Annotated in this window: 20 protein-coding genes; 7 read left to right on the forward strand and 13 right to left on the reverse strand. The window is 64.7% G+C overall.

Annotation, left to right across the window (positions count from 1 at the left end; translation table 11 throughout):
* Positions 1 to 78 precede the first annotated feature (78 nt).
* From rffA to sufB, 6 genes are all read right to left on the reverse strand, one after another.
* Positions 79 to 1,230, reverse strand: a complete 1,152-nt coding sequence (rffA, locus tag C7C57_RS08985; RefSeq protein ID WP_187976159.1) for a dTDP-4-amino-4,6-dideoxygalactose transaminase — start codon at positions 1,228 to 1,230, stop codon at positions 79 to 81.
* Between the two features lie 166 nt (positions 1,231 to 1,396).
* Positions 1,397 to 1,726, reverse strand: coding sequence for a metal-sulfur cluster assembly factor (locus C7C57_RS08990; protein ID WP_030143390.1), 330 nt, complete (start codon positions 1,724 to 1,726; stop codon positions 1,397 to 1,399).
* 9 nt (positions 1,727 to 1,735) lie between these two features.
* Positions 1,736 to 2,500, reverse strand: coding sequence for a Fe-S cluster assembly ATPase SufC (sufC, locus tag C7C57_RS08995; RefSeq protein ID WP_187976160.1), 765 nt, complete (start codon positions 2,498 to 2,500; stop codon positions 1,736 to 1,738).
* Positions 2,501 to 2,504: 4 nt separating this feature from the next.
* Positions 2,505 to 2,828 (reverse strand): non-heme iron oxygenase ferredoxin subunit, encoded by a 324-nt coding sequence (locus C7C57_RS09000; RefSeq protein ID WP_030143388.1) that lies wholly within the window; start codon positions 2,826 to 2,828, stop codon positions 2,505 to 2,507.
* The gene (gene sufD, locus C7C57_RS09005) at positions 2,825 to 4,024 is read right to left on the reverse strand and encodes a Fe-S cluster assembly protein SufD (RefSeq protein WP_187976161.1); all 1,200 of its coding nucleotides are present in this window, start codon (positions 4,022 to 4,024) and stop codon (positions 2,825 to 2,827) included. Before sufD ends, C7C57_RS09000 begins: the two co-directional genes overlap by 4 nt.
* Entirely contained in the window at positions 4,025 to 5,443 is a 1,419-nt protein-coding gene (sufB, locus tag C7C57_RS09010) for a Fe-S cluster assembly protein SufB (protein WP_030143386.1), read from the reverse strand. It abuts the gene before it with no gap.
* A gap of 284 nt (positions 5,444 to 5,727) precedes the next feature.
* Here sufB and C7C57_RS09015 point away from each other — a divergent pair, with 284 nt between their 5' ends.
* A complete protein-coding gene (locus C7C57_RS09015) occupies positions 5,728 to 6,690 on the forward strand; it encodes a heme A synthase (protein ID WP_187976162.1) in 963 nt (320 codons plus the stop codon).
* Between the two features lie 180 nt (positions 6,691 to 6,870).
* On the opposite strand, the gene C7C57_RS09020 is transcribed toward C7C57_RS09015, so the two are convergent.
* Positions 6,871 to 7,791 (reverse strand): heme o synthase, encoded by a 921-nt coding sequence (locus C7C57_RS09020; protein ID WP_187976163.1) that lies wholly within the window; start codon positions 7,789 to 7,791, stop codon positions 6,871 to 6,873.
* Positions 7,792 to 8,058: 267 nt separating this feature from the next.
* Between C7C57_RS09020 and tkt the strand changes: the two genes are divergently transcribed.
* The 6 genes from tkt to pgl are packed head-to-tail and all read left to right on the forward strand — an operon-like array spanning position 8,059 to position 16,183.
* Positions 8,059 to 10,149 (forward strand): transketolase, encoded by a 2,091-nt coding sequence (tkt, locus tag C7C57_RS09025; protein ID WP_187976164.1) that lies wholly within the window; start codon positions 8,059 to 8,061, stop codon positions 10,147 to 10,149.
* Positions 10,150 to 10,176: 27 nt separating this feature from the next.
* Positions 10,177 to 11,286, forward strand: coding sequence for a transaldolase (tal, locus tag C7C57_RS09030; protein ID WP_030143382.1), 1,110 nt, complete (start codon positions 10,177 to 10,179; stop codon positions 11,284 to 11,286).
* Positions 11,283 to 12,878 carry a glucose-6-phosphate isomerase gene (locus tag C7C57_RS09035; protein ID WP_187976165.1) on the forward strand — a complete coding sequence of 532 codons (1,596 nt, stop codon included), beginning with the start codon at positions 11,283 to 11,285 and terminating at the stop codon, positions 12,876 to 12,878. Before tal ends, C7C57_RS09035 begins: the two co-directional genes overlap by 4 nt.
* A gap of 30 nt (positions 12,879 to 12,908) precedes the next feature.
* On the forward strand, positions 12,909 to 14,453 hold the full coding sequence (gene zwf, locus C7C57_RS09040; protein ID WP_030143380.1) for a glucose-6-phosphate dehydrogenase: 1,545 nt from the start codon (positions 12,909 to 12,911) through the stop codon (positions 14,451 to 14,453).
* The gene (locus C7C57_RS09045) at positions 14,450 to 15,397 is read left to right on the forward strand and encodes a glucose-6-phosphate dehydrogenase assembly protein OpcA (RefSeq protein WP_030143379.1); all 948 of its coding nucleotides are present in this window, start codon (positions 14,450 to 14,452) and stop codon (positions 15,395 to 15,397) included. Before zwf ends, C7C57_RS09045 begins: the two co-directional genes overlap by 4 nt.
* A 15-nt stretch (positions 15,398 to 15,412) precedes the next feature.
* Positions 15,413 to 16,183: a 6-phosphogluconolactonase gene (gene pgl, locus C7C57_RS09050; RefSeq protein ID WP_030143378.1), complete on the forward strand. Its 771-nt coding sequence runs from the start codon at positions 15,413 to 15,415 to the stop codon at positions 16,181 to 16,183.
* 65 nt (positions 16,184 to 16,248) lie between these two features.
* Here the strand turns inward: pgl and C7C57_RS09055 are convergent, their stop codons facing one another.
* From C7C57_RS09055 to gap, 6 genes are all read right to left on the reverse strand, one after another.
* Positions 16,249 to 17,352: a type I restriction endonuclease gene (locus tag C7C57_RS09055; protein ID WP_187976166.1), complete on the reverse strand. Its 1,104-nt coding sequence runs from the start codon at positions 17,350 to 17,352 to the stop codon at positions 16,249 to 16,251.
* Positions 17,353 to 17,482: 130 nt separating this feature from the next.
* Entirely contained in the window at positions 17,483 to 17,851 is a 369-nt protein-coding gene (locus C7C57_RS09060) for an RNA polymerase-binding protein RbpA (protein WP_030143376.1), read from the reverse strand.
* A 47-nt stretch (positions 17,852 to 17,898) separates the two neighbouring features.
* The gene (secG, locus tag C7C57_RS09065; protein WP_030143375.1) at positions 17,899 to 18,150 is read right to left on the reverse strand and encodes a preprotein translocase subunit SecG; all 252 of its coding nucleotides are present in this window, start codon (positions 18,148 to 18,150) and stop codon (positions 17,899 to 17,901) included.
* A gap of 186 nt (positions 18,151 to 18,336) precedes the next feature.
* Positions 18,337 to 19,125: a triose-phosphate isomerase gene (tpiA, locus tag C7C57_RS09070; protein ID WP_187976167.1), complete on the reverse strand. Its 789-nt coding sequence runs from the start codon at positions 19,123 to 19,125 to the stop codon at positions 18,337 to 18,339.
* Positions 19,119 to 20,330, reverse strand: a complete 1,212-nt coding sequence (gene pgk / locus C7C57_RS09075; RefSeq protein WP_030143373.1) for a phosphoglycerate kinase — start codon at positions 20,328 to 20,330, stop codon at positions 19,119 to 19,121. The genes tpiA and pgk overlap by 7 nt, the downstream gene beginning before the upstream one ends.
* Positions 20,331 to 20,362: 32 nt before the next feature.
* Complete coding sequence (gap, locus tag C7C57_RS09080) at positions 20,363 to 21,370, reverse strand: type I glyceraldehyde-3-phosphate dehydrogenase (RefSeq protein ID WP_187976168.1); 1,008 nt, start codon at positions 21,368 to 21,370, stop codon at positions 20,363 to 20,365.
* Positions 21,371 to 21,457: the final 87 nt, after the last annotated feature.

Raw genomic sequence — 21,457 nt, forward strand, 5'->3', positions numbered from 1 at the left:
TCCACCCCGAATCGGGCGGATTCGGATTCACTCCGAACCAGGTCACTCGGCCCGGATAGGGCGCTCCTCCACGACATTTCAGGCCGCTCGCGTGACACCGAAGCTGCGTACGGCCGCAATCACGCGCGCCACCTGAGCCTCGCTCATCCCCGCCCACAGCGGGAGTCGGACGATGCGCTGGGAAAAGTCCAGGCTGTTCGGGCACTCGCGCGGGGTCCGCCCGAATTTGCGACCGGCCACACTGGAATCCAGGGGAATGTAGTGGAACGTGCCGATAATGTCGTGGTCGCGCAGGTGCTGAAGCAGACCCTGCTGCGCGTCAAAGGACGGCATCAGCAGATAAAAGAGATGAGCAACCTGAGCGGAGGCGGGCGGAAGCGTCATGGGGGCGACCCCGTTGAGTTCGGCCCACTGGGCAAGCTCGGATGCGTAACGCTCCCAGATCTCGACGCGGAGCCCCTGGATCTGGTCAAACTGTTCAAGCTGCGCATCCAACACCGCCGCGTTGAGCTCGCTGGGGAGATAGCTTGATCCCTTATCTACCCAGGAGTACTTGTCCACCTGGCCGCGCAGGAAACGCGATCGGTTGGTTCCCTTCTCGCGGATGATTTCGGCGCGCTCAACAAAACGCTCGTCGTTGATCAGCAGCGCTCCGCCCTCGCCCGAGTGCACGTTCTTGGTGCTGTGAAAACTCTGCGTGGCGAATGCGCCGAACGTGCCGAGCTGCTGCCCGTTCCACGCTCCCCCGAGCCCGTGGGCATTATCCTCGATCACCGGAATTCCGTGGGTGTGCGCGATGTCGAGCACGCGACGCATATCCGGCGCGACGCCACCGTAGTGCATGACCGAAATCGCCTTGGTCCGGGGCGTGATGGCATCCTCGATGAGTTCAGGATCGATCACCCCGGTGTCCTTCTGCACGTCCACAAACACGCTGGTCGCGCCGTAGGCGGACACGGCGGTAGCGGCGGAGGGGAACGTGTAGCTGGGGAGAATTACCTCGTCGCCGGGCTTCAGATCGAGCAGCACGGAGGTCATTTCCAGCGCGTGGGTGCAGGAGGTTGTGAGCAGCACGTTTTTACTCTGGGTGATCCGCTCCAGCTTGGCGGTCGCGGACGCGGTGAATCGACCGTCTCCATGAGCGTGCCCGCTTGCAAGCACCGCTTCAAGGTTCTCGCCCTCACGTTCCGCGCGGAACGGACGGCTGAAAACGATCTTCTCTTCACTCATACGGGGGTGCGTCCTTGAAATCTCGGGGTGGTTTATCGCGGCGCTCGACGTCCATGCGATCGTTCAAGATTACCGCAGCTCGTGAGCACTTCCGGACTTGACCGCACCCAACACGCAACACAAAACCCCGCCCACCAAATGGTGAGCGGGGTTCTGAGAGGGCAAACTACATTGCGAAGCCGAGCGCCCGCATCATGTCGCGGCCGTCATCGGTGATTCGTTCGGGGCCCCACGGCGGCATCCAGACCCAGTTGATCCGGAAGGCCTCCACGACGCCATCGAGTGCCTCACCGGTCTGCTCTTCGAGCACGTCGGTCAGCGGGCAGCCGGCCGAGGTGAGGGTCATGTGGATGATGAGGGCGTTGTTCTCGTCATCCCAACCGAGGTCGTAGATCAGGCCGAGGTCAACAACGTTCACCCCGAGCTCGGGGTCCATAACGTCCTTGAGCGCCTCGGTGACCTCGTCGTAACGGGCCGGGCTCAGGGTGGTAGACATGGGTCTAGCCTACGCCTGGTCGGCGGTCTGGAGGTAGCGGTCGTAACCCTCGTTTTCCAGACGGTCGGCCAGCTCGGGGCCGCCCTGCTCGGCAACCTTACCGTTCACGAACACGTGCACGTAGTCCGGCTTGATGTAGCGCAGGATGCGGGTGTAGTGGGTGATCAGCAGCACGCCGAGGTCGGTGTTCTCCTGGGCGCGGTTGACACCCTCGGAGACGATCTTCAGCGCGTCGACGTCGAGACCCGAGTCGGTCTCGTCCAGCACGGCGAACTTCGGCTTGAGCAGCTCAAGCTGAAGGATCTCGTGACGCTTCTTCTCTCCACCGGAGAAACCCTCGTTGACGTTGCGCTCGGCGAACACCTTGTCCATGCGCAGGTTGTCCATGGCGGTGCGCACGTCCTTGATCCAGGTACGGATCGCGGGAGCCTCACCATCGATGGCGGTCTTGGCCGTACGCAGGAAGTTCGACACGGTCACGCCGGGGATCTCCACCGGGTACTGCATGGCGAGGAAGATGCCGGCACGGGCACGCTCGTCCACGCTCATCTCCAGGACGTCTTCGCCGTCCAGGGTGATCGAACCGGAGTCCACGGTGTACTTCGGGTGACCGGCGATGGTGTACGCCAGGGTCGACTTACCGGAGCCGTTGGGGCCCATGATGGCGTGGGTCTCGTTCGAGTTGAGGGTCAGGTCAACACCGCGCAGGATCGGCTTGGTGCCCTGGTCGGTTTCCACGCTGACGTGCAGGTCGCGAATCTCAAGTACTGACATGGCGCTAGATCTCTTTCGTTACGGTCGGGTCGATAAAAATGTCGCCATCGCGCAGCTCCACGGCGTATACCGGGACGGGCTCATAGGCGGGAAGGGTCAGGGGCTTGCCGGTCTTCAACGAGAATGCGGACCCGTGAGCCCAGCATTCGAGGGTCTCCCCCTCAACAAACCCCTCGGCGAGGGAAATATCGCCGTGGGTGCAGGTGTCTCCGATTGCGTGGACCTCACCCTGCGCGTCCAACACGAGTGCGATCGGAGTGCCATCGACCACCACGCGCTGGGCCTGGTTGAGGGTCAGATCGGCAAGGGCACAAACACGGGTACTCACGACTGGAGGTCACCCGCCGCAAGCTCGCGCTCGATGGCGGCCTCGATGCGCTCACCCAGCTCGGCGTCGCCGATGCGCTGGATGATCTCCACCAGGAAGCCGTGCACCACGAGGCGACGGGCGTCGGCCTCGGCGATACCGCGTGCCATGAGGTAGAAGAGCTGCTCATCGTCGAAACGACCGGTGGCGCTGGCGTGACCGGCACCGGCGATGTCGCCGGTCTCGATCTCCAGGTTCGGCACCGAGTCGGCGCGGGTACCCTCGCTGAGCACGAGGTTGCGGTTCTCCTCATAGGAGTCGGTCGCGGTTCCGGTCTGGCGGATCAGCACGTCGCCGATCCAGACGGTGTGCGCACCCTCGCCCTGGAGCGCACCCTTGTAGCTCACGCGGGAGCGGGTGTTCTCGGCGTCGTGGTCGACGTACACGTGCTGCTCGAGGTGCTGGTGCGCGTCGGCGAAGTACACACCGAGCGACTCGATGTCGGCTCCCTGGCTGCCCAGGTGGGTCGAGGGGTTGACCCGGACGATCTTGCCACCCAGGGTCACGGCCACGTGCTTCAGCTTGGCGTCGCGACCGATCTCGGCGAAGTGCTCGGCCAGGTGGCGGGCATCCTCCGCCCACTCCTGAACGCTCACCACGGTGAGCTGAGCGCCGTCGCCGACGATGATCTCGATGTTCTCGGTCAGCGCGGCCTGGCCGGCGTTTTCGAGGATGACCAGGGCGCGCGAGTGCGGCGCAGCCTCGATCACCGTGTGCGCGGCGCGGGCGGTGTCGCCCAGCGCGCTGCGGTGCAGGCGGAAAGTCTTCTCCTCCTCGCCGGTGACCGAGATCACGAGGGCCTTCTCAAACGCGGTCCACGCGTTGGCGGCGGCCTTGTTCTCGGGGGTACCGGCGGTGCCAATCCGCTTATCGTCGCGGCCCACCCAGGCCACGGCGACGCCGTCGACGGCGGGCGCCTCAAACGGATACTCGGATCCGTCCAGCTCGCCATCAATCAGGTCGGCAAGCTGCGCGACCGGGGTGTACTTCCAGGCGGGCTCGCGACCGGTGACCGCCGGGAAGGCGGCCACATCGGTCGAGGCGAAGCGCTCGGAACGGGTCTGGACCGGCACGAAGGCGTCGCCGCCGTCGCTGTGCGCCTTGAACCCGTGCTGTTCGGTTTCGGTGCTGCTGGTTGCAGGGGATGTGGTCGTCATTTAGCCGACGGATCCTTCCATGCCCATTTCGATGAGCTTGTTGAGTTCGAGTGCGTATTCCATCGGGAGCTCACGGGCGATCGGCTCGATAAAGCCGCGCACGATCATGGCCATGGCCTCATCCTGCTCGAGGCCGCGGCTCATCAGGTAGAACAGCTGCTCCTCGGAGACCTTGGTCACCGTGGCCTCGTGACCCAGCTCGGCGTCATCCACACGAATGTCGATCGCCGGGTAGGTGTCCGAACGGGAGATGCGGTCTACCAGCAGGGCGTCACAGGCCACGGTGTTCTTCGAGTGGTGCGCGTTGGCGTCCACTCGAACCTCGCCGCGGTATCCGGCGCGACCGCCACCACGAGCGATGGACTTCGACAGGATGGTCGACTGGGTGTGCGGGGCCATGTGGATCATCTTGGCACCGGTGTCCTGGTGCTGGCCGGGGCCGGCGAAGGCCACCGACAGGGTCTCACCCTTGGCGTGCTCACCGGTGAGGTAGATCGACGGGTACTTCATGGTGACCTTGGAGCCGATGTTGCCATCGATCCACTCCATGGTGGCGCCCTCTTCGGCGATGGCGCGCTTGGTGACCAGGTTGTACACGTTGGTCGACCAGTTCTGGATGGTCGTGTAGCGAACGCGGGCGTTCTTCTTCACGATAATCTCCACCACGGCCGAGTGCAGCGAGTCCGACTTGTAGATCGGGGCGGTGCAGCCCTCGATGTAGTGGACGTAGGAGCCCTCGTCGGCGATGATCAGCGTGCGCTCGAACTGACCCATGTTCTCGGTGTTGATCCGGAAGTAGGCCTGCAGCGGGATCTCCACGTGGACACCCTTGGGGACATACACAAACGAGCCACCCGACCACACGGCGGTGTTCAGCGCGGCGAACTTGTTGTCTCCCGAGGGGATCACGGTACCGAAGTACTCCTCGAAGAACTCGGGGTGCTCACGGAGCGCGGTGTCGGTGTCCAGGAAGATGACACCCTGCTGCTCGAGGTCCTCGCGGATCTGGTGGTACACCACCTCAGACTCGTACTGGGCGGCCACACCGGCGACCAGGCGCTGACGCTCGGCCTCGGGGATACCCAGCTTCTCGTAGGTGTTCTTGATGTCCTCGGGCAGGTCTTCCCAGGTCTGGGCCTGCTTCTCGGTCGAGCGGACGAAGTACTTGATGTTGTCGAAGTCGATGGCCGAGAGGTCGGCGCCCCAGGCGGGCATCGGCTTGCGTTCGAAGATCTGCAGGGCCTTCAGGCGTCGCTGCAGCATCCAGTCCTGCTCGTTCTTGAGGTTCGAGATGTTGGCAACGACCTCTTTGGAGATTCCTCGTTTGGCGGATTGACCCGCCGCATCCGAGTCGGACCATCCGAATTCGTAAACTCCCAGGGAGTCCAATTCGGGACGGTCAATGAGCACGTCTGACATGTCTCTACCTCTTTTCTACCTGCCGGTAACAGAATTTCCGTACCTGGCATTCCCTCACGGTGATGCGCTATCAGGCGCGGGCATGAGAGGGGGGTGGCGCGAGACGCTCTCCGGCGTCTCTACAATTAGTTCAAGGGGGTTTCAGTACCTGGCCCGCGGCTGGCATGCAACGTGCCAGACGCAGACAACTACTCGAACTCTTCGTATTCTATAGGTTCCGGCATATTTCCGCATGGGTGATTACCGCGAGCCGCACCGTTAACTAAGGATGGGGACCGATTCCCGTGACCACGACCTCCCGGCCGACACCAAGCCTCTATCAGCGGATCACAAACTGGCTGCCGCAGAGCGTGAACCGACCGGTTCGTGTTTTCGCCTGGCTCTCGCTGATCTTCCAGACGGTGCTGATCGGCACCGGCGGCGCCGTGCGCCTGACCGGGTCCGGCCTCGGCTGCCCCACCTGGCCCAAGTGCACCGCCGAGTCGCTGACCTCGACCCCGGAGATGGGCATCCACGGGATCATCGAGTTTGGTAACCGCACTCTCACATTCGTGCTGGTGATCATCGCCATCGGCGCTTTCCTGTCGGTGTGGAACCTGCGTAAGCGTCGCCGCGACCTGTTCTGGCTGACCTTCGCCCAGGGCATGAGCATCCCGCTGCAGGCGGTGCTCGGCGGCATCGTGGTGCTGACCGGCCTGAACTCCTACCTGGTGGGTGCCCACTTCGTGATCTCGCTGGTGCTGGTAGGCCTGACCACGGCGCTGGTCTACCGCGCCTACAAGGGTGCGGCCGGCCCCAAGCGCAGCGCGGCGCCCTACCGGATCCTCACCCACATCATGACCTTCCTGGTGGCCCTGGCCGCGGTCATGGGCATCCTGACCACCGGATCGGGTCCGCACGCCGGCGACGCCAACGTGCCCCGCAATGGCCTGAACCCCGAGTTCATGCAGCACCTGCACTCCTGGCCCGGCTACCTGATGTTTGCCTCGACCGTCCTGATCTTGATCATCGGACTGCGCCTGCGCTACCCGGTGAAGCCGGTCGTCTGGCTGCTGGTGGGACAGGTCGCCCAGATCGTCCTGGGCATCGCCCAGTCACGCCTGGGACTACCGGAGATCATGGTGGGCACCCACATGGTCCTGGCCGGCGTTGTGATCGCCCTGGCCACCCGGGTCATGCTGGACACCCGCTCCTCGATCCCCGAACCCGAGCAGGTGTCGGCAGAGCCGCAGGCAGCACGCGCCTAACCCGGCAACGATAAAGGGCGGTGGTCCCCTCTTCGGAGGGGGCCACCGCCCTTTTGTCTGGGTACCCACGGTCCCGATTTGGGCTCACGTTGGTTCACGAGCGCTGAACGTATGTGCAGCCGAATCGACCCGCCCGATGCCCAAAGCGCGAAACGTGCTGCACGAACGTGCAGATTCGCCCTAGAAGTGCAGCAGCGGGTCGATACCCACCGCGAGGAACACCAGCGTGAGATACGAGATCGAACCGTGGAACACACGCATCGGACTCGCCGCCGCGCCACGAATAGCGAGGTTGTACAGACGGTGTGTCTCAAAGATAAACCAGCCTCCGGCCAGCACCGCCACCACGCTGTATACGATGCCCATGTTGCCCACTGGAATCAGCAGCAGCGAGCAGGCCACGGTGGCCCATGCGTACAGGATGACCTGCAGGCCCACCTGCGCGCGTCCGCGCACCACGGCGAGCATCGGGACACCCACCGAGCGATAGTCCTCGCGGTACTTCATCGACAGCGGCCAGTAGTGCGGCGGGGTCCAGAGGAACACCACACCGAAGAGGATGAAGGGCTCCCAGGAGAGCGACCCGGTGACCGCGGACCACCCGATAAGCACCGGGAAGCAGCCCGCAATTCCGCCCCAGATGATGTTCTGAGCGGTGCGACGCTTGAGCCACAGCGTGTAGATCAGCACGTAGAAGGCGATGGCCGCGACCGAGAGTGCGGCGGCCAGCAGGTTGGTGGTCAGGGCCAGCCACACCGTAGAAACCACCGCGAGGACCCAGGAAAAGACCAGCGCCTCGCGCGGGCTGACCTCTCCGGTCACAAGCGGTCGACCCTGAGTTCGGTTCATCACGCGGTCGATATCGCGGTCGAAATAGCAGTTGAACGCGCCGGCCGAACCCGCACTCAGCGCACCGCCGATGACCGTGGCGAGGACCAGCCCGAGGGTCGGCAGACCCCCCTGAGCGAGGATCATCACCGGGACCGTGGTCACCAGCAGAAGCTCCATAACACGGGGTTTTGTGAGCGCGATGTAGGCACGTACCTTGCGCTTGGCACCGATCTTCTCGGTGGCGACGGGGGTCAACTCTTGGACGTCCATTAGTTCTATATACCTCTTCACTCGACTCGCCCATCCTACGGGATCGGTTTCGGGCGACCAACCGTGCACGCGCGCCCGAACTCCCCCGCTATCGGGAGCGGAACTCCCTATACTGGTAGACGCTCGCAATAACGCGACGCCCTTCCCCCCGGACCCGCACTCCGTCGTAGTGCCCGCCTCGGGGGCGGCGCCGTGCGCGACACGCAGTTCGCTCAGCCACGGCGGCCAACCCAGGCCACCGGGTTCGATTAGGAAAGGTCAATAATCTTGGCAGCTCTGAAGTGGGATCCCATCGACAACAAGGCGGTTAACACCGCTCGCGTTCTCGCGGCGGATGCCGTAGAAAAGGTCGGTAACGGCCACCCCGGAACGGCAATGAGCCTCGCACCGGTCGCCTACCTCCTCTTCCAGAAGGTCATGCACAAGGACCCGAGCGACCAGGACTGGCTGGGACGCGACCGCTTCGTGCTGTCGGTCGGCCACTCCTCCCTCACTCAGTACGTCCAGCTGTACCTCGGCGGATTCGGCCTGGAAAAGGCCGACATCGAGGCACTGCGCACCTGGGGCTCGAAGACCCCGGGTCACCCCGAGTTTGGTCACACCGACCACGTGGAGATCACCACCGGCCCGCTGGGTCAGGGTCTCGCCTCGGCCGTGGGCTTCGCCTACGCCGCACGCTACGAGCGTGGTCTGTTTGACCCCGAGGCCGAGGCGGGCACCAGCCCCTTCGACCACTTCGTCTACGTCGTTGCCGGAGACGGTGACCTGCAGGAGGGCGTGACCAGCGAGGCTTCCTCGCTGGCCGGCCACCAGGAGCTTGGCAACCTGATTGCCATTTACGACTCCAACCAGATCTCGATCGAGGACGACACCAACATCGCCTTCACCGAGGACGTCGCCAAGCGCTACGAGGCCTACGGCTGGGATGTGCGCATCGTCGACTGGAAGAAGAACGGCGAGTACGTCGAGGACGTTCAGGAACTGAACGACACCATCGAGGCTGCCAAGGCAGAGACCAAGAAGCCCTCGCTGATCATCCTCAAGACCATCATCGGTTACCCCTCCCCCAAGAAGCAGAACTCCGGTGGTATCCACGGCTCCAAGCTGGGTGCCGAGGAGCTCGCCGCGCTGAAGACCGTTGTGGGCTTCGACCCGGAGCAGAGCTTCCAGGTGGACGAGGACGTCATCAACCACACCCGCGGTGCCGTGGCACGCGGTGCCGAGCTGCACGCAGCATGGCAGGTTCGCTTTGACGCCTGGGCCGCCGCAAACCCCGAGCGCGCCGAACTGCTGGCTCGCCTCGAGGCTGGCGAACTGCCCGCCGACATCGAGTCCGCTCTGCCGGTCTTCGAGGGTGGCTCTTCGGTTTCGACCCGTGTTGCCTCGGGTAAGGTCATCAACGGCCTCGCCTCGGTTCTGCCCGAGCTGTGGGGTGGCTCCGCCGACCTCGCCGGTTCGAACAACACCACCATCGAGGGTGCCCCCTCGTTTGTTCCCGCCGAGCACTCCACCAACGCGTGGACCGGTAACGACTACGGTCGCGTCCTGCACTTCGGTATCCGTGAGCACGCCATGGGCGCAATCATGAACGGTATCGCCCTGCACGGTAAGACCCGCGTCTTCGGTGGAACCTTCCTGCAGTTCGCCGACTACATGCGTCCCGCCGTCCGTCTGGCCGCCCTGATGAACATCGCCCCGATCTTCGTCTGGACCCACGACTCGATCGCCCTCGGCGAAGACGGTCCGACCCACCAGCCGGTTGAGCACCTCGCGGCACTCCGCGCCATCCCGAACCTGGACATCATCCGTCCGGCCGACGCCAACGAGACCGCTCACGCGTGGCTCGAGATGCTCAAGCGTCACACCGCACCGCAGGGTATCGCCCTGTCGCGTCAGAACCTCCCCGTGTACGCACGTGGCGAGGGTGCTGCCGAAGGCGAAACCTTCGCATCGGCATCGCTGACTGCTCGCGGCGCCTACACGCTGCTGGAGGCTCCGAACGGTACCCCCGAGGTGCTGCTGATCGCCACCGGTTCCGAGGTGCAGCTGGCCGTTGAGGCTCGCACCGCACTGGCAGCCGAGGGCATCCAGGCCCGCGTCGTCTCGGTCCCCTCGCTCGAGTGGTTCGCCGAGCAGGACGCCGCCTACCAGGAGTCGGTTATCCCCGCCGCTGTCACCGCCCGAGTATCGGTTGAGGCCGGTATCGCCCTCACCTGGCGGGGAATTGTTGGCGACCGTGGACGTTCCATCTCCCTGGAGCACTTCGGTGCTTCGGCAGATGAGAAGACCCTGTACACCAAGTTTGGTATCACGACCGAGGCCGTTGTGGCCGCGGCCAAGGACTCGCTCAACGCGTAGGCGTTGAACAGGAAAGAAGAAGATTCAATGACTAACGAACGTACCGCCGCCCTGTCCGAGGCCGGCGTCAGCATCTGGCTCGACGACCTGTCCCGCGGACGCATCCAGTCCGGCAGCCTGCAGGCCCTGATCGCCGAGAAGAACGTTGTCGGCGTGACCACCAACCCGACCATCTTCGCCGGTGCACTGAGCAACGGTGAGAGCTACGCCGAGCAGGTTGCCGAGCTCAAGGCCGCCGGTGTTGACGCATCGAAGGCTGTCTTCGAGATCACCACAGACGACGTTGCCGCCGCAAGCGACATCTTCGCCGACATCTACGCCTCCTCCAAGGGCTTCGATGGCCGCGTCTCGATCGAGGTCGAGCCGGGCTTCGCTCACGACGCCGCCGCGACCATCGCGCAGGCCAAGGAGCTGTGGGCCAAGGTCAACCGTCCCAACGCCATGATCAAGATCCCCGCGACCGTTGAGGGCCTCGAGGCCATCACCGCCGTGATCGCCGAGGGCATCAGCGTCAACGTGACCCTGATCTTCTCGCTCGAGCGCTACCGCGCCGTGGTCAACGCCTACCTGGCCGGTCTCGAGCAGGCCAAGGCCAAGGGCATCGACATCTCGGGCATCCACTCGGTTGCCTCGTTCTTCGTGTCGCGCGTGGACAGCGAGATCAACGCTCGCCTGGACGCCGTGGGCACCCCCGAGGCCGTGGCCCTGAAGTCGAAGGCCGGCGTTGCCAACGCTCAGCTGGCCTATGAGGCCTTCGAGCAGGAGTTCGCCTCCGAGCGTGCCGCCGGTCTGCTGGCCGCCGGTGCCAACAAGCAGCGTCCGCTGTGGGCTTCGACCGGTGTCAAGGATGCCGCTCTGCCCGACACCCTGTACGTGACCGAGCTGGTTGCCGCCGGTGTTGTCAACACCATGCCGGAGAAGACCCTCGAGGCTACCGCCGACCACGGCGTCATCACCGGTGACACCGTGACCGTGGCCTACGCCGCCGCTCACGAGATCATGGACGCCGTAGCCGCCGCAGGCGTGTCCTACGACGAGGCCACCGCTCAGCTCGAGAAGGAGGGCGTTGAGAAGTTCATCGTCTCCTGGAACGAACTGCTGGACACCGTGAACGCAGCTCTGGAGGCTTCGAAGTGAGCTTCGAAATCCACCTCTCCGGCACCGTCAAGGTAGCCGTAGAAGAAGCCATTCCCACCCTGGTGGCCGACCTGGTCGCCTCGGGTATCACCGCCCAGAACCCCACCCTGTGGGGCGCGGACGCCGAGGCCGAGTCCTCGATCCGTCTGGGCTGGACCGAGGCCGTTTCGGTCTCGCGTCCGCTGGTGGCACCGATCATCGAGCTGCGCGACAAGCTGCGCGCGGCCGGTGTGAACCACATCGTGCTGGGTGGCATGGGCGGGTCCTCGCTGGCCCCCGAGGTCATCACCAACACCCTGGACGCCCCGCTGACCATCCTGGACTCGACCGCTCCCGGTCAGATCCTGGCCGCGCTGAACGACCGCCTGGAGACCAGCGCCCTCGTGGTGTCCTCCAAGTCGGGTTCGACCGTGGAGACCGACAGCCAGCGTCGCGCCTACGAGGCTGCGTTCACCGCGGCGGGCATCGACCCGACCGAGCGCATCATCGTGGTCACCGACCCGGGTTCCCCGCTGGACAAGTCCGCACGTGAGGCCGGTTACACCGTCTTCAACGCGGACCCCAACGTGGGTGGCCGCTACTCGGCCCTGACCGCCTTCGGTCTGGTCCCCTCGGGCCTCGCCGGTGCGGACATCGACGAGCTGCTCAACGAGGCCGAGGCCATCTCGGTTGAGCTCGCCGTGGACAACGAGACCAACCCGGGCCTGCTGCTCGGTGCGGCCATCGCGTTCCGCAGCAAGCTGGGCATCGTCACCGACGGCAGCCACATCGTCGGCTTCGGCGACTGGGTGGAGCAGCTGATCGCCGAGTCCACCGGAAAGCTCGGCACCGGCGTCCTGCCGGTTGTGCTCGAGCCGCTCTCGACCGAGGTAACCGCGGACTACGCGGACACCCAGATCGTGCGCCTGGTGGATAACGCCCACACCCACTTCGACAACCACGCACGCGAGGGCGAGATCCTCGTCAGCGGAAGCCTCGGCGCTCAGCTGCTGGTGTGGGAGTACGCGGTGGTTGTGGCCGGTCGCCTGCTGGGGATCAACCCCTTCGACCAGCCCGACGTGGAGTCCGCCAAGATCGCTACCCGCGGTCTGCTGGACTCCCGCCCCGAGCCCACCGCGCCCGCATTTGTGGACGCCGGTATCGAGGTGCGCGGCCCGGCCGAGGTCATCGGCTCCGCCACCACCGTCCGCGAGGTTCTGGATGCCCTGATCGGCACCCTGCCCGAGGATGGCTACTTCTCCGTGCAGGCCTACGTAGACCGTGTCGCCAACCCGCAGCTGCAGGGTGTCCGCGACCAGTTCGCCGCGGTAACCGGTCGTCCGGTCACCTTCGGTTGGGGCCCGCGCTTCCTGCACTCGACCGGTCAGTTCCACAAGGGCGGACCGGCCGTGGGCGTGTTCCTGCAGATCACCGAGACCGCCCCCGCGGACCTCGAGATCCCGGAGCGTCCGTTCACCTTCGGTGAGCTGATTGCCGCTCAGGCGCAGGGTGACGCAAGCGTACTGGCCGACCACGGTCGTCCCGTCGTAACCCTCACCCTGACCGACCCGGCCAGCACCATCGAAACCCTGTTCGCCGCCATCGCGCGCTAACAACCCCTCGCAAAACCTTCTAGGAGTCCCATGTCCCCCGTGGATATTACGCCGGAGTTTAATCCGCTCCGGCTGAGCTCGGACCGGCGATTGAACCGAATCGCCGGCCCGAGCGGACTGGTCATCTTTGGTGTTACCGGAGACCTGTCACGTAAGAAACTCATGCCGGCCGTTTACGACCTGGCGAACCGTGGGCTGTTGCCCCCGGGCTTCTCCCTGGTCGGGTTCGCCCGCCGTGATTGGGAAGACCAGGACTTCATGCAGGTAGTGCACGACTCGGTCCGGGAGCACTCCCGGACCGAGTTCCGGGAAGAGGTGTGGGACCAGCTTGCGCAGGGTATCCGCTTCGTTCCCGGAGAGTTCGATGACAACGAGGCGTTTGACCGCCTCAAGCAGACCGTGGAGACCCTGGACCGCGAACGCGGCACCATGGGTAACTACGCGTTCTACCTGTCGATCCCGCCGAAGGCCTTCCCGGTTGTGACCGAGCAGCTGCGCCGCTCGGGCCTGGCCGACCAGAAGGAAGGCTCCTGGCGTCGTGTGGTCATCGAGAAGCCGTTTGGTTCGGACCTGAAGACCGCCCGCGAGCTCAACGCCGTGGTCGAGTCCGTGTTCCCCGCCGACTCGGTCTTCCGCATCGACCACTACCTCGGTAAGGAAACCGTTCAGAACATCCTGGCGCTGCGTTTCGCCAACCAGATGTTCGAGCCGCTGTGGAACGCCAACCACGTAGACCACGTCCAGATCACCATGGCCGAGGACATCGGCGTGGGTGGTCGTGCCGGATACTACGACGGTATCGGTGCCGCCCGCGACGTGATCCAGAACCACCTGCTGCAGCTGCTCGCGCTGACCGCGATGGAGGAGCCCAACTCGTTCGACGCCGCGGATCTGCGTGCCGAGAAGGAGAAGGTTCTCGCCGCCGTGCGTCTGCCCGCAGACCTGGCAACCGCCACCGCGCGCGGCCAGTACGCCGGCGGATGGCAGGGTGGCGAGCAGGTTCCCGGCTTCCTCGACGAGGATGGCATGAACCCCGAGTCGATCACCGAGACCTACGCCGCGATGCGCCTGGACATCAACACTCGTCGCTGGGCCGGTGTGCCCTTCTACCTGCGTGCGGGTAAGCGTCTGGGCCGTCGTGTGACCGAGATCGCCGTTGTCTTCAAGCGTGCACCGCAGTACCTGTTCGAGGAGAGCCAGACCGCCGAACTCGGCCAGAACGCCCTCGTGATCCGCGTCCAGCCGGACGAGGGTGTCACGATCCGTTTCGGTTCGAAGGTTCCCGGTGCCAGCACTCAGGTGCGCGATGTGACCATGGACTTCGGTTACGGTCACGCGTTCACCGAGGCGAGCCCCGAGGCCTACGAGCGTCTGATTCTCGACGTTCTCCTGGGCGACCCGCCCCTGTTCCCGCGCCACGAGGAGGTTGAGCTCTCCTGGAAGATCCTCGACCCGATCGAGGAGTTCTGGGCCGCAGAGGGTGGCCCGCTTGATCAGTATCAGCCCGGATCCTGGGGACCGGCCTCGGCCGACGAGCTCCTGCAGCGTGACGGCCGGAATTGGAGACGCCCATGATCGTCGAACTGCCCGACACCACCGTCAGTGCGGTGGCCAAGCGCCTGGTAACCCTGCGCGAAGACGGCGGCGCCGTCGCCCTGGGTCGTGTGCTGACCCTGGTGATCAGCTCCGAGCACGGTCAGGAAGAGGATGCAATTCACGCCGCCAATGAGGCATCGCGTGAGCACCCGATGCGTGTGATCGTGGTCTCCAACGAGGTCACCCCCGGCAGCGTTGATCGCCTGGACGCGGAGATCCGCGTCGGTGGCGACGCCGGTGCTAGCGAGGTCATCATCCTCAGCGTCTTCGGCGCGGTCGCGACCAGCGAGGAATCGCTGATCACCGGCCTGCTGCTGCCGGACGCTCCGGTTGTGGCCTGGTGGCCCGGCAAGGCTCCGGCCGACGTGGCGCACACCGCGCTGGGTCGCATGGCGCAGCGCCGGATCACCGACGCCTCGATCGGTGAGGACGTGCTGGCCACGCTGAACACGCGTGCCACCACCTACACCGCCGGTGACACCGACTTCGCGTGGACCCGTCTGACCCTGTGGCGTGCTCAGCTCGCCGCGGCGCTGGACCAGCCGCCGTATGAGCCGGTCACCAAGGTGATCGTCTCGGGTGCCTCCGACTCCCCCTCGACCATCCTGCTGGCCGCCTGGCTGCGCCGTGCGCTGCAGGCGCCGGTGGAGCAGGTCGAGACCGAGCGCGGTTCGCACGACACCGGAATTCACTCGGTGACCCTCGTGCGCGACAGCGGTGAGGTGTCGATCGTTCGTCCGTTCACCAGCACGTCGGCTACGCTGAAGCTGCCGGGTCAGCCCGAGCACGAAATTGCTCTGCCCCGCCGCAGCCTGCGCGACTGCCTCGCCGAGGAACTGCGCCGACTCGACCCGGACGCACTGTACGGCGATGTAATCACCACCGGACTGGCCGAACTGCTGGCCGAGTCCACCACGAAGTAAAGTAAGGGATCAACGATGACCAACGAACGCCGCGTCCTCATTCATAAGGATGCAGAAGCGCTGACGGCCTCCCTGGCCGCACGCTTCCTCACCAAAACCCTCGACCTGCTCGACGAATACGATCGTGTAAACGTTGTGCTGGAGGGTGGCCGTGTGGGGATCGCGGTGCTCGAATCCATCAATGCTTCCGCCGCGCGCGACAGCGTTGACTGGTCTCGTGTTCACTTCTGGTGGAGCGACGAGCGCTTTGTGCCCGCCGGCCACGAGGACCGCAACGATGTGAAGGCGTATTCGGCTCTGCTGGATCACCTGACCATCCCGGCCGAGAACATTCACCCGATGCCCGCATCGGATGCCGGACTCGACCTGGATGCCGCCGCCGTGGCCTATGCCGAGGAGCTGGCTCGTTTCGCCGATGGCGACTCGAACCTGCCCCGCTTCGACATCACCTTCCTGGGTGTCGGGCCCGACGGTCACACCGCCTCGCTGTTCCCCGGTTTCACCGAGGTGCTGGACAAGGACCACACGGTCCTGCCGGTACGCAACTCGCCGAAGCCGCCGAGCGAGCGACTCACCCTGACCCGTACCGCGATCAACACCTCCCGCCGCGTGTGGGTCGAGCTGGCCGGTGCGGAGAAGGCGTCGCCGCTGGGCCTCGCCCTGGCCGGTGCCTCCTATGCGGATGTGCCGATCGCCGGCGTCAAGGGCCGTCGTCGCACCGTCTTCTTCGTGGATGAGGCTGCAGCCTCGGAGGTTCCCGAGGATCTGATCGCTCAGTCCTACTAGGGTCCCCCAACACCGCGGCCCCCGTTCCTTTGGGAACGGGGGCCGCGGTGTTTTTGTATGGGCTGTTAGACCTCGTGGTAGCGGCGCACGGTCTCGCGCAGCGCATCAGCGTGGGCATAGATTTCGGTGGGGTGTTCGATCGGGATGCGGGTCTCGTTCTTGTCCGCGTCCACCAGACCCAGGTACTTCTGGGCGCGGTTGAAGTGCAGGCGGGCGATCGGCTTGCGATTGTTGTCGTCGAACAGGATCGCGAAGTACGACTTGGCATCGCGGTACACCACCCGGTCGACGTCCACGTCCGAGCAGACGATCGCGCGCACGATGTGGTAGCCCTCAAGCTCCTCGAGCGTGGTGACGATACCGTCATCCTCGGCCTCTCCCCCAGTCGTATCGGAGTCGATGTTGGTGGGTTCGGGATCCTCATCCTCGATCCGGGTGATCGGCAGCGGCCGTGCGCTGCCCAGGGCCGATTTCAGGCGCTCGTTGACCTGATCGTTGAGGTACTGCCCGGCGGCCTTGGTGACCAGCCCACGGAACTGCTCGCGCACCTTCTGGGTGATCACGCCGTCGTACACGCGGCTGGTGAGGAAACGCACCCACTCGTCATCGGGCTCACGGAACTGGCGACCGATCACACGCTTGATCTGGCCGATGTACTTCAGTTCCCCGGCGGCGCTGATGATCGAATCGAGGTCAAAATCGGTTTTGGTGAGCTTCTGCAGCTCCCCCACGATGCTCTCGTCGATATCCAACAGGTCCAGGACCAGGAACGGCTTCTCGTCCATCCGGTTCGGGGCGTCGATGTCGGAGTAGAAGTTGTAGGTAACCCCGTTCGTGAGCACCGCGATCCGGGCGCTGGTCACCGCGAAGTAGCGGAAGAGCTGCGAGGCGTTCTCCAGGTTGAGCGGTGCCCCGGCCTTCTTGCACTCGATCAGCATCTGGATTTCGCCATCCTGCATGATCGCGTAGTCGATCTTCTCCCCCTTCTTGATCCCCACGTCCGCGGTGAACTCGGGAATGACCTCGAGCGGATTGAAGACGTCATAACCAAGAATGGTCGCGATGAACGGCATAATGAACGCGTTCTTCGTGGCTTCCTCGGTCGCAATCTGCTGGTGCTGATCCCGCACCTTTTCGGCGAGGGCGGCAAGGCGCGGCAAGAGTTCCATGTGTTCCTTTTTCACAAAAATGGGTGGATGCCGCCATGCTATCGTTCGTGCCCTCGGCTTCGTGACCCTCGTTTGTGGGCATGCAGAAGCGCCCCGGGAGTTTCCTCCCGGGGCGCTTCTGGCGATAAAACTACTTCTTAGGGGCCGCGGTACCGCGACGCTCCCGCAGGGCGGTCAGCGCGTCCTCGAGCAGCGAAGCTGCCTCCTCCTCGGTGCGACGCTCCTTCACATACGCGAGGTGGGTCTTATAGGGCTCAAGCTTCGCCAGAGCCGGCGGGTTTTCCTTGTCCCGGCCGGCGGGCAGACCGCTGGTGGGGCTGTCGATGGTCTCGGGGATCTCCTCGTCGGGCAGGTTTGCCGCGAAGTACCGAACCGTCTGGTTGCCCAGTGCGTCCCAGTAGGACACCGCCACGCGATCGGCGTGGAAGCCGTGGTCCTGTTCACCCATGGGGCCCGCACCGACGCGAGAACCCCGAATTGCACTACCTCCGGTAGCCATGTTTACTCCTTGTACCGCTCAGACTTAGAAATGCAGCGTGCGGAAAGTTAGATAACCGACTGGAACTTCGTGATCAGGCCCAGGGCCACGATCGACACAAACCAGACCAGACCCAGGATCACGGTGATCCGGTTCAGGTTACGCTCGGCCACACCGGATGCACCGAGGTTCGACGAAACACCGCCACCGAACATGTCGGAAAGACCGCCTCCGCGACCCTTGTGCAGCAGGATGAGGAAGGTGAGCAGGAGGCTGGTAATGCCCAGCAGCACCTGCAGTACGATCTGAAGAATCTCCACGAAGGACCTTTCATGTGCCGAACGCGCATCCACGCGAACCGGTCAAGTATAACGTGACCGCAAACCAGGTTCGCGGTCGTACGGAATCAGCTTATCGCTTCCGGAGCCCTTTCGGGACCAGGCGACGCGCTTCACATACGAATCGGTCCCGGCATTTCTGCCGGGACCGAAAAATTCGTTGGGGAACTAGCTTCCGACGTGCTGACGGAAGCGCACGATACCGGCGAACTCGTCCACGTCCAGGCTGGCACCGCCAACCAGGGCACCATCCACGTTGGGCTCACGCATGAACCCGGCAATGTTGGCGGCCTTGACCGAACCACCATAGAGGATGCGGGTGCGGTCGGCGATCGCGTCACCCAGGCGGGCGCGCAGGCTCTCGCGCAGCGCGGCACAGACCTGCTCGGCCTGCTCCGGGGTCGCGGCCTTACCCGAGCCGATGGCCCAGACGGGCTCATAGGCCACCACGATGTCCGAGTCGGCCGAGACGGAGGCCAGGGCCTCCTCCAGCTGAGCAACCGGAACGGCGCTGGGGCCGTGCTTCTCGAGGTCCTCGGCGGTCTCACCGACGCAGATCACGGGCACCAGGTTGTGCTTGAGCGCGGCGGCGGTCTTGGCCGCCACCACGTCGTCACCCTCGTTGTGCAGGGTGCGACGCTCGGAGTGACCGATGATCACGTACCGTGCGTCGAGCTTGGCCAGGAAGGCGGCCGAGATCTCGCCGGTGTACGCGCCGGACTCCTGGGTAGACACGTCCTGCGCACCAAAAGCGATCTTCAGCTTGTCGGCGGCGATCAGGGTCTGGACACTACGCAGGTCGGTGAAGGGCGGGAATACCGCAACCTCGGCGTCGGCCTCGTTGTGCTTGGCGTCGTCCAGGGCCCAGGCGAGCTTCTGAACAAACGCGATGGCCTGGAGGTGATCCAGGTTCATCTTCCAGTTACCCGCGATGAGCGGGGTACGGGTGGCTACCATCCGAGGACCTCCAGTCCAGGCAGGCGCTTTCCCTCGAGGAATTCGAGGCTCGCGCCACCGCCGGTTGAAATGTGGCCAAACTGATCGTCAGCAAAGCCGAGTGCGCGGACGGCGGCGGCGGAGTCGCCACCACCCACCACGCTGAGGCCGTCCACCTGGGTGAGGGCCTCGGCGACCGCGCGGGTTCCCCCGGCGAACGCATCAAATTCAAAGACGCCCATCGGGCCGTTCCAGAACACGGTCTTGGAACCGGCGATTGCCTGGGCGAATGCGGCGGCGGTGTCCGGACCGATGTCCAGACCGATGCCGGCGGCACCAAAGGCGGTGTCCTCGATGGACTCGACCGGGCGAACCTCGTGTGCGGCGTCGGCGGCGAACTTCTCGGCGACGATCACATCGGTGGGCAGCACGATCTCCACGCCGAGCTTCTCGGCCTCGGCCAGGTAGCCCAGCACGGTGTCGATCTGGTCGGCCTCGAGCAGGCTCGATCCGACCTTGTAGCCGCGAGCGGCAAGGAATGTGAAGAGCATGCCTCCACCGATCAGCAGACGGTTGACCCGCGGGAGCAGGTGGCCGATCACGCCGAGCTTGTCGGAGACCTTCGAACCGCCCAGCACCACCGCGTAGGGACGCTCGGGGGTTTCGGTGAGGCGATCCAGCACATCCAGCTCGGCGGCAATCAGCAGGCCGGCCGCGCTGGGCAGCAGACCGGCGAGCTCATAGACGCTCGCCTGCTTACGGTGGACAACACCGAAGCCATCGGAGACGAAGGCGTCCCCGAACTGCGCCAGCGAGGCCGCGAAGGCGGCGCGCTCGGCGTCGTCCTTCGCGGTCTCACCGGCGTTGAAGCGCAGGTTTTCCAGCAGCGCAACGGATCCGTTCTCGAGGCCCGCGACGGCCTCGGCGGCGGAGGCACCGATGGTGTCCGACGCGAAGGCCACCTCACGGCCCAGCAGCTCGCTCAGACGAGCGGCCACCGGCGCGAGGCTATAGCGGTCCTCCGGCTCGCCCTTGGGGCGGCCGAGGTGGGAAACAATCACAACCCGCGCACCACGCTCGATGAGCGTGTTGAGCGTGGGCAGGGACGCACGGATGCGGCCGTCATCGGTGATCTTGCCCTCCGACAGGGGGACGTTCAGATCACAGCGGACGATCACGCGCTTACCGGCGAGATCTCCCAGGGATTCCAGAGTACGAAGCGTCATGCTCGCGGGGTTCCTTTGCTGCTAGGTGGTGGTTAGAGCTTATCCGCGACGAAGACCGTGAGGTCTACCAGACGGTTGGAGTAGCCCCACTCGTTGTCGTACCAGGACGACAGCTTGACCTGCTTGCCCTGGACGCGCAGCAGACCGGCGTCGAAGATCGAGGAGTGCGGGTCGGTCACGATGTCGCTGGACACGATCTCGTCCTCGGTGTACTTCAGGATGCCCTTGAGCGGACCCGACTCGGCGGCAGCCTTGTAGGCGGCCTTGATCTCGTCGATGGTGAGCTCACGCGAGGTGGTCACGGTCAGGTCAGTGATCGAACCGGTGGGTACCGGAACGCGCAGAGCGAAGCCGTCCAGCTTGCCCTTCAGCTCGGGCAGAACCAGGCCGATAGCCTTGGCGGCACCGGTCGAGGTCGGCACGATGTTGACGGCTGCGGCGCGGGCGCGACGCAGGTCGCCGTGCGGGCCGTCCTGGAGGTTCTGGTCGGCGGTGTACGCGTGCACGGTGGTCATCAGACCGGTCTCGATGCCGAAGTTGTCGTTGAAGACCTTCGCCAGCGGGGCCAGGCAGTTGGTGGTGCAGGACGCGTTGGAGATGATGTGGTGGTTCTCCGGGTCGTACTCGTGCTCGTTGACACCCATCACGAAGGTCGCGGCGTCACCCGAGGCGGGAGCCGAGATCAGAACCTTCTTGGCGCCGGCATCGATGTGCTTCTGAGCCAGCTCGGCCTTGGTGAAGAATCCGGTGGACTCGATCACGATGTCCACGCCCAGCTCGCCCCAGGGCAGGTTGGCGGGGTCGCGCTCGGCGAAGGACTTGATGGCCTTGCCGTTGACAACGATTTCGTTCTCGTTGTAGGTAACCTCTGCATCGAGGCGACCGGTGATGGAGTCGTACTTCAGCAGGTGCGCGAGGGTCTTGTTGTCGGTCAGGTCGTTCACGGCGACGATCTCGATGTTGCTGCCCTTTGCGAGGGCGGCGCGGAAGTAGTTACGGCCAATACGGCCAAAGCCGTTGATACCGATCTTGACGGTCAAAGGATTTCTCCTGTCGCTGGAGCGCCGAAGCGCTGCTATTTTTCTGTGGTGAACAGTGCGCAAACGAAAAAGCCCCGGACAGCGAGT

Origin of the sequence: Mycetocola sp. JXN-3 (assembly GCF_014522285.1) — a bacterium.
GTDB lineage: Bacteria > Actinomycetota > Actinomycetes > Actinomycetales > Microbacteriaceae > Mycetocola > Mycetocola saprophilus.

Coding starts and splice junctions, on each gene's coding strand:
- rffA (WP_187976159.1), bottom strand. CDS start 1,230: ATGAGTGAAGAGAAGATCGTTTTCAGCCGTCCGTTCCGCGCGGAACGT.
- C7C57_RS08990 (WP_030143390.1), bottom strand. CDS start 1,726: ATGTCTACCACCCTGAGCCCGGCCCGTTACGACGAGGTCACCGAGGCG.
- sufC (WP_187976160.1), bottom strand. CDS start 2,500: ATGTCAGTACTTGAGATTCGCGACCTGCACGTCAGCGTGGAAACCGAC.
- sufD (WP_187976161.1), bottom strand. CDS start 4,024: ATGACGACCACATCCCCTGCAACCAGCAGCACCGAAACCGAACAGCAC.
- sufB (WP_030143386.1), bottom strand. CDS start 5,443: ATGTCAGACGTGCTCATTGACCGTCCCGAATTGGACTCCCTGGGAGTT.
- C7C57_RS09020 (WP_187976163.1), bottom strand. CDS start 7,791: ATGGACGTCCAAGAGTTGACCCCCGTCGCCACCGAGAAGATCGGTGCC.
- tal (WP_030143382.1), top strand. CDS start 10,177: ATGACTAACGAACGTACCGCCGCCCTGTCCGAGGCCGGCGTCAGCATC.
- zwf (WP_030143380.1), top strand. CDS start 12,909: ATGTCCCCCGTGGATATTACGCCGGAGTTTAATCCGCTCCGGCTGAGC.
- C7C57_RS09045 (WP_030143379.1), top strand. CDS start 14,450: ATGATCGTCGAACTGCCCGACACCACCGTCAGTGCGGTGGCCAAGCGC.
- pgl (WP_030143378.1), top strand. CDS start 15,413: ATGACCAACGAACGCCGCGTCCTCATTCATAAGGATGCAGAAGCGCTG.
- C7C57_RS09055 (WP_187976166.1), bottom strand. CDS start 17,352: ATGGAACTCTTGCCGCGCCTTGCCGCCCTCGCCGAAAAGGTGCGGGAT.
- C7C57_RS09060 (WP_030143376.1), bottom strand. CDS start 17,851: ATGGCTACCGGAGGTAGTGCAATTCGGGGTTCTCGCGTCGGTGCGGGC.
- tpiA (WP_187976167.1), bottom strand. CDS start 19,125: ATGGTAGCCACCCGTACCCCGCTCATCGCGGGTAACTGGAAGATGAAC.
- pgk (WP_030143373.1), bottom strand. CDS start 20,330: ATGACGCTTCGTACTCTGGAATCCCTGGGAGATCTCGCCGGTAAGCGC.